The organism is Actibacterium sp. (assembly GCF_041584535.1).
Lineage (GTDB): Bacteria > Pseudomonadota > Alphaproteobacteria > Rhodobacterales > Rhodobacteraceae > Actibacterium_D.
The window spans coordinates 1-6,664 of record NZ_JBFHDW010000148.1 but is presented as its reverse complement, the minus strand read 5'-3'; the positions used below and the strand labels follow the sequence as shown (position 1 = coordinate 6,664).

General features: G+C 59.2%; 8 protein-coding genes, 2 tRNA genes and 1 pseudogene. 1 reads left to right on the top strand and 10 read right to left on the bottom strand.

Going from position 1 to position 6,664, the window contains the following annotated elements; translation table 11 throughout:
* Nucleotides 1-49: 49 nt before the first annotated feature.
* Nucleotides 50-778 carry a hypothetical protein gene (locus ABYW26_RS08670; RefSeq protein ID WP_372604382.1) on the top strand — a complete coding sequence of 243 codons (729 nt, stop codon included), beginning with the start codon at nt 50-52 and terminating at the stop codon, nt 776-778.
* A 217-nt stretch (nt 779-995) separates the two neighbouring features.
* Here the strand turns inward: ABYW26_RS08670 and ABYW26_RS08665 are convergent.
* The 10 genes and pseudogenes from ABYW26_RS08665 to hisD all read right to left on the bottom strand — a co-directional run.
* A tRNA-Cys gene (locus tag ABYW26_RS08665) sits at nt 996-1,121 on the bottom strand.
* Between the two features lie 8 nt (nt 1,122-1,129).
* A pseudogene (locus tag ABYW26_RS08660) lies at nt 1,130-2,173 on the bottom strand (tyrosine-type recombinase/integrase); the annotation flags it as partial.
* Between the two features lie 164 nt (nt 2,174-2,337).
* A tRNA-Phe gene (locus tag ABYW26_RS08655) sits at nt 2,338-2,412 on the bottom strand.
* A 114-nt stretch (nt 2,413-2,526) separates the two neighbouring features.
* Nucleotides 2,527-2,709, bottom strand: a complete 183-nt coding sequence (locus ABYW26_RS08650) for a DNA gyrase inhibitor YacG (RefSeq protein ID WP_372604381.1) — start codon at nt 2,707-2,709, stop codon at nt 2,527-2,529.
* Nucleotides 2,706-3,740 carry a ribonuclease E/G gene (locus tag ABYW26_RS08645; protein ID WP_372604380.1) on the bottom strand — a complete coding sequence of 345 codons (1,035 nt, stop codon included), beginning with the start codon at nt 3,738-3,740 and terminating at the stop codon, nt 2,706-2,708. The genes ABYW26_RS08650 and ABYW26_RS08645 overlap by 4 nt, the downstream gene beginning before the upstream one ends.
* Nucleotides 3,737-4,315, bottom strand: a complete 579-nt coding sequence (locus tag ABYW26_RS08640; protein ID WP_372604379.1) for a nucleoside triphosphate pyrophosphatase — start codon at nt 4,313-4,315, stop codon at nt 3,737-3,739. The genes ABYW26_RS08645 and ABYW26_RS08640 overlap by 4 nt, the downstream gene beginning before the upstream one ends.
* A gap of 8 nt (nt 4,316-4,323) precedes the next feature.
* A complete protein-coding gene (gene infA / locus ABYW26_RS08635) occupies nt 4,324-4,542 on the bottom strand; it encodes a translation initiation factor IF-1 (RefSeq protein WP_011455993.1) in 219 nt (72 codons plus the stop codon).
* Between the two features lie 150 nt (nt 4,543-4,692).
* A complete protein-coding gene (locus ABYW26_RS08630) occupies nt 4,693-5,151 on the bottom strand; it encodes a low molecular weight phosphatase family protein (RefSeq protein WP_372604378.1) in 459 nt (152 codons plus the stop codon).
* 1 nt (nt 5,152) lies between these two features.
* The gene (locus ABYW26_RS08625; RefSeq protein ID WP_372604377.1) at nt 5,153-5,641 is read right to left on the bottom strand and encodes a UPF0262 family protein; all 489 of its coding nucleotides are present in this window, start codon (nt 5,639-5,641) and stop codon (nt 5,153-5,155) included.
* Nucleotides 5,638-6,664 (bottom strand): histidinol dehydrogenase (gene hisD, locus ABYW26_RS08620; protein ID WP_372604376.1); only part of this gene is annotated, 1,027 nt, incomplete at its 5' end. The genes hisD and ABYW26_RS08625, both read right to left, overlap by 4 nt.

Here is a 6,664-nt window from a genome sequence, read left to right as displayed (position 1 = left end):
TCTTAGAAACGATATAACGCTACAATCAGCATTTGAGATGAGGTCACACATGAAAGAGCGTCTAGCTGACTTGAGTAAGGAAAACCTTGTTGAAGCGTTATCCAAGTTCCTTGGCGATTTTTGCACTCCCGCATTTGGTTCGATGCCAAAGAGAGAAATCGAGCTAGCAGTTTTTGAACTATTGCAGAGTTTGTCAGTCGTTGAGGGCAAGGCATCATTGTATGAGCTAATGACACAGCTGCGGATCACCCGAGCGAAGGCTGCACAGCTTCTATTCGACATTGAAGTGCGTAGGCTTGACAACGACGAGCTAAAGTCGCTCCTTGCCGAAGCACTAGTTTCGCCACGTTTCGCAAAGGACGGGGAATACTTTGTTCTTGAGATTGAGAATCCTCTAGTACACGCATACCTGAAAGAAAAGCTTCGCAAGCTAAACCATGTTAGCGATACGTCGTTTAACTCTGCGCTCATCCGAATGCCTGTGGACGCAGTTTCTGATCTAATTGCAGATCAATTGAAGGAAGAGCAGCGTGAAGCGGTGCGAAAGGCCTTGGTTGCGGTCGGCGCTCCGGACACAACCTGGAAGGGTGTTCTGCGATCTGCTCTCAAAAAGCTAGGCGCAAAGTTCGTTGGAAAGGCAGCTGACGGGCTTGTCGATGAAGCTAGCGAATATCTCAAGCCGATACTAAATGGCGCATCGGACAGTATACAAACTGTCTGGTCTTCCGTTTTTGCAGACGATGATTTGGACAAAAAGAAAGAACCTCGGATCAGGTAGGTAGTTAGACAGCAAAGCCAACAGGCTTGCTTTTTTCAACGCTGATACGAGCATGTTGGTGTGACGATGGCGAGCACTTGCGACGGTATGAATCGGATCCAACATTCACATTGCTGAACATTGTAACCAATCTTAGAGCTAAACGATTCCTGATCCTAAAATGAGCCTAAATACCCCTTTGGGTGCGCTGTATTTCCCTTAAGTCAATGAAAAGATTTGGAGGCGAGTACCGGAATCGAACCGGTATACACGGATTTGCAATCCGTGGCCGCGTCTTTAGGCAGTAAGTAGAAACTGTGTCCATTCAGTCATCAATCTTCGCCGCTTCTCCAGCAAATCCGACCTCTGATAGGCTCGTTCAACATCGCTCCCGACCTGGTGTCCCAGAGCTGTTTCTTTTACTTCATACCGAGCGTCTGCGCATTCCTCCGCCCAAGAACGGAAGGTAGCCCGAAAACCGTGAGGTCGCGCGTCATAACCCTCTCGCTCCATGAAGCGACTCATTGTGGCATCCGACATTGGCTTCCCACGAAGCGTCGGGAACAGCAATTTCTGATCCAGTTCCTCGCGCGCTTGTTCAATCACTGACATCGCCTCATCGCAGAGCGGAATGCGATGCTCTTTGGAAGTCTTGGTGCGTTCAGGTGGAATGGTCCAGATATCTCCGTCGATTTCCGTGTATGTGGCGAAGCGTACTTCACTGGTCCTGGCCACTGTCAGGATGAGGAAGCGCAAGGCCAACGCAGAAATGAAGGTCTTTTCGCAAAGCCATTGATAGAAGGCCGGAGCATCCTGGTAGGGGAGCGATGGAATATGCTTGGTGGTTTGCCGACGTTTTCCAAGCAAAGCTTGTGCCTTCATGACCGCTTGAAGATCCACATCCAGCCCTAAAGCGGCAGCATGTTTCAAGGTTAGGTTTATGCGGTTCATGGCTTTTCGGGCTGTGTCTGGCTTTTCGTGCCAGAGGGGTTCCATCACCCGTTTCAGTTCGTGCTGGTCTATATCTTCGATCGCCAGTTTGCCGATCTTCGGCAAGACGTGTACCGACAGTGGAGACATCCAGCGGCCAGCGTGACCACCGTTTTTCAATTCAGCGCGTTTGGCCTCGAAGCACCCTTGGACTGCATCTGCAACTGTAAGGCGTTTTGTTCTTAGTGTTTGCGCACGTCGCTCCTGAATTGGATCAACGCCGCCACGCAGCTTCTTGCGTGCCTGACTGGCAGTCTCACGCGCTTCAGCAATTGAGACATCAGGCCAACGTCCCAGGCCCATTTCACGGCGTTTTCCATCGATTACGATTCGAAGGATCCACTTACCGGCATCCTTGCGCGACTTCACTAGCCACAGGCCCTGACCATCGGCATACTTACCTTTGCCGAGGTTTTTTGCTTTCATCTGTGTTAGCGCGTTGGTGACTGTCAAACCGGCCCACCCTTTGGCCCACCCCAATACATGAGAAACTATGTATCACGGCGTTCAGCCTTGGCGCAAAGGATAATATTTTACCGTTTAATAACAGTGATTTGAGTGAGCTAATGTTCAGCCATGTTCTGGGTGAATGGTGCCCGGGGGCGGAATCGAACCACCGACACGAGGATTTTCAATCCACTGCTCTACCCCTGAGCTACCCGGGCACGGGTGAACGACTTGCGTTCGGGTCGGGGTGTTCTAGACGTGGCGCGGGGCTGTGTCCAGAGGGGTTATCAGAAAAAATCAGGGAAATTTTCGCGCGCACGGGCGTGGCGGGTTCAGTGGGCTTTCGGCGGTTGCTGTTCCAGCTCTTCGGCGGCTTTTTCCAACGATTCCGGGTCGGTGGCCGGCAGCGCGTATTTTCCGGTCAGCCAGTTTCCCAGATCGACATCGGCGCAGCGGCGCGAGCAGAACGGGCGGTATTTCTGATCGGTCTCGCGACCGCAGGTTGGGCAGGTCATCCGAATATCCCCCTATCGACCGGCAGGCGCTCGCGTTTGCGTTGCAGTTCGAACAGGCCCAGCGCCGTCCAGCCCGCCAGAACCGTATCGACCGGGTCGGCGCGCAGCGCGGCTTTCAGGGTTTGCTCAAGCTGGCGGCGGTCCTTTTTCGGCATTGGCGCAAAGTCGATGACGATCTGACCGCCCAGCCCCAGAATGCGCAGCAGCCGCGGCAGATCGCGGGCAGTGGCGATATTGGCCTTCAGCCCGGCTGCGGGCGAGCTGTCGCCGCCGGTGTTCACATCCACGGCGACCAGCGCGCGTGTGGCCTCGACCCAGACCGTGCCGCCGCCGACCAGCGGCACAGCGCCACCCAGCATTGCCAGCGCGTCCAGAACGCCGTGATCCTCGAACCCTTCGACCACTTCATCAGGGGCCGGATCGGCCCAGTCGCGCCATGCCAGTTCATGCGCGTCGGGCGCATCGACCAGCAATTCCGGGCCGCCGGTCACATCGGCCAGCACCTGTTCGGCCAGCTCGCGCATCGCGGCGATGTCTTCAGCGATTTCATCGGCATCGCCGGTCGCACAGGCCGAGCGCAGGATCAGGCCCAGCGTCTCGGGCGCGGCGTCCATGCCGTCGTGGGCCAGTTCCATCAGGTGATCGCGCAGGTCGTCGTCGCGGATGCTGCGCGAGATATTCAGCCCCGGCGCATCCGGCGTGATGATGGCATAGCGGCTTTTGAACAGAACCCGCGTGGTTACCGGCACAGCTTTGCCCGGCTCGGAATAGCCGGTCACCTGCACCAGCAGCGCCTGACCGGGGGCCAGCCCCTTGGCCTGACGCAGAAAGGCCGAGCCGCCGCCGGGCAAGGTCAGGAACACACCGCCCTGCCCTTTCATCTGCCGGTCGACCTGCGCGCGATAGATCGCGCCGGGTCCGGGTTGATCGTCAGCCGGGTCGATCAGGAAATCATCCAGCCGCCCGTCCACCATCAGCGCGGCGGCCTTGCGGCCCTTGAGTTCGTCCAGAATGACAGAGCGGCCGTTCATTGTGACTCCTGATACAGCGGATAGCCTGCGGCCTGAAGCAGCGTGGCGGTTTCGGCAAGCGGCAGGCCCACGACGCCCGAGAACGAGCCGCTGATCCAAGGCACAAAGGCCTCGGCCAGACCCTGAATGCCATAGCCGCCCGCCTTGCCCTGCCATTCGTTCGAGGCAAGGTAAGCGTTCAGTTCGACATCGGAAAGGCGTTTGAATTTCACCGTGGTGACCGCGTCGCGTTCCCAGATCCGGTCGCCCAGACGCAGGGCAACGGCGGTAATCACCGAATGCCGCCGACCGCCCAGCGCGATCAGGAATTCGGCCGCCTGCCCCGCATCGCGGGGTTTGCCCAGGATGCGGCGGCCCAGCGCCACCGTGGTATCGGCGCATAGCACCAGTTCATCCGGGGCGGCATCCACCGCCCAGGCTTTTTCACGCGCCATACGGGCGCAATAAGGGCGCGGCAATTCGGCGCCGATCGGGTCTTCGTCGATATCCGGGGCGCGAATGGCATCGGGCACAATACCGATCTGCGCCAGAAGCTCTTTCCGGCGCGGGCTGCCCGAGCCCAGCACAAGCCGCATCAGACGGCTTACTTGAAACGATAGTTGATCCGACCCTTGGTCAGATCATAGGGGGTCATTTCCACCTGAACTTTGTCGCCAGCCAGAACACGGATGCGGTTTTTGCGCATCTTCCCTGCCGTATGTGCGATGATCTCATGGCCGTTTTCAAGCTCGACCCGGAATGTCGCATTAGGCAGGAGTTCCTTCACGACGCCGGGGAATTCGAGCATTTCTTCCTTGGCCATGGTCACTCCATCTTAAATTTACCCGCCATTGTGCGAGCGTGGCTTTAAATGCGCTCGGACTGGCGGATTTTCAAGGGCAAATCGGTCGAAACCCGGCGTTCATCGCCGGTTTCGCATGTGGAATCAGCGCCAAAGGCGCTTGCGACCGGCTTAGGCGGTCGGCGGGCCGAACCGATCCAGCAGCCGGTCGCGGATCTGATCGCGGGCCTGTCGAAAGGCGGCCAGCCGGGTTTCGCGGGTTTCACCGATGCCCGTCGGGTCGATGATCGGCCAGAACTCGACCTCAAGATGACAGGACTTGGTCAGGTCCAGCGCCCGGCGCTGGCTGGCCGGCGACAGGGCGACGACCAGATCGAAGCTGGACAGGTCCTCGCCCCATTTCTGCATTTCGTCGAACGACCGCGCCCGGTGCCGCTCCAGCGGGACGCCGATTTCGGCGCAGACCGCGATGGCAAAGCCGTCGATTTCCAGATCGTTCACAACACCGACCGATTGCAGATAGAACCGGTGGCCATACAGTTTCTTGGCGATACCCTCGGCCATGGGCGAGCGCACCGCGTTATGATCGCAGCAAAACAGAACCGAATGAGGATCGCTCTTCTGCCCCACGTCAGCCTCCGAAATGCAAAACACAAATCAGGGTGAACAGGCGGCGGGCGGTGTCGCTATCGACCTCGGCCTTGCCTTCCAGACGTTCCTGCAGCACCCGCGCGCCTTCGTTGTGAATGCCGCGACGGGCCATGTCGATGGCCTCGATCTTCGACGGCGGCAGCTTTTTGACCGCGTCGAAATAGCTTTCGCAGATCTGGAAATAGTCTTTCACCACCTGCCGGAACGGCCCCAGCGACATGTGGAATTCCCCGACCAGATCGCCGGATTCAGTGCGGATTTCGAACACCAGCCGCTTTTCGCGGATCGCCAGCAACAGGTGATACGGCCCCTCGGGCACCGCGCGATCGTCGCGGGCCGGCAGACCAAAGCTGTTGTCTTCGATCAGGTCATAGATCGCGACCTTGCGTTCCTGTTCGATCTCGGGGGTTGGCGCCGGCAGGTTGCTGTCGTCGATCTCGACGCGGGACAGGCGGTTGGTTTCGGTCATGCGTCGCCCTCATTCAAACGGTCAAGGCGGGCGCGGATCGACAGACCATGCGCCTCAAGGCTTTCGGATTTGGCAAGACATTCAGCGGCGGGACCAATGGCGCGCAGAGCCTGCGGGGTCATCTGCGCCAGCGTTGTCCGTTTTACAAAGTCCATCACACTCAATCCCGACGAGAACCGGGCCGACCGGGCCGTCGGCAGAACATGGTTCGGTCCACCGATATAATCGCCGATTGCCTCGGGTGTCCACTGGCCCAGGAAAATCGCCCCGGCATGGGTGATCTGCTGCGACAGCGCCATCGGATCGGCGACGCACAGTTCCAGATGCTCGGGCGCGATGCGGTTCGACAGGGCGGCGGCCTGATCCAGATCGCGCACCGTGATGATCGCGCCGTAATCGCGCCAGCTGGCCCCGGCGATGGCGCGGCGTTCAAGCGTCTCAAGGCGCTTATCCACGGCGGCGGCGACCTTACGGCCAAACTCGGCATCGTCAGTCATCAGGATCGATTGGGCGCTGGCGTCATGTTCGGCCTGACTCAGCAGATCGACCGCGATCCAGTCGGGATCGTTATCGCGGTCGGCGATGACCAGAATTTCGGACGGCCCGGCGATCATGTCGATGCCGACCTTGCCGAACACCCGGCGCTTGGCGGCGGCGACAAAGGCGTTGCCCGGCCCGGTGATCTTATCGACCCCGGCGATGGTTTCCGTGCCATAGGCCAGCGCCGCAATCGCCTGAGCGCCGCCGATACGATAGACGGTCTCGACCCCGGCCAGACGCGCCGCCAGCAGCACCAGAGGGTTGCTGACCCCATCCGGCGTCGGCGCGCAGATCACCAGCCGTTCCACCCCGGCCACCTGCGCCGGAATGGCGTTCATCAGCACCGAAGACGGATACGAGGCCAGCCCGCCGGGCACATACAGCCCCGCCGCCGAGACCGGGGTCCAGCGCCAGCCCAGCGTCGCGCCAGCCTCGTCGGTCCACAGCTCGTCCTTGGGCAATTGTCGTTCGTGATAGGCCCGG